This window comes from Pseudomonas sp. SIMBA_068 (genome assembly GCF_046534705.1).
GTDB classification, from domain to species: Bacteria; Pseudomonadota; Gammaproteobacteria; order Pseudomonadales; family Pseudomonadaceae; genus Aquipseudomonas; species Aquipseudomonas putida.
On record NZ_JAWRYI010001462.1, the window covers coordinates 1 to 241 of the forward strand.

The 241-nt window shown below is 32.4% G+C and carries 1 protein-coding gene; it reads right to left on the bottom strand.

Annotated features, from left to right (window positions below; all coding sequences use genetic code 11):
- Positions 1-241 (bottom strand): hypothetical protein (locus SB756_RS34485; protein ID WP_410913806.1); only part of this gene is annotated, 241 nt, incomplete at both ends.

The following is a 241-nucleotide window of genomic DNA, read 5'->3' on the forward strand; positions in this document are numbered from 1 at the left end:
TTCTAGTCTTTCGTCGCTATTTAAACCTTGTGTCTTGTCTTTTATTAATAAGGTCTCTAGTCGATAATTTAAACACTGATCTTCAATAAATTTAAAAGTATTTTTAAAAACAGTCTCTAAACGCTCTTCATTTATTTCATGTTGCCAAGTAGCGAGCTTAATAAGAGGCTCATAATCGTCAGTATCTCTAAAAAATTCGAGTATCTGAGCCGTAGTGATAGTCTCTTTTTCAAGTGCTTGT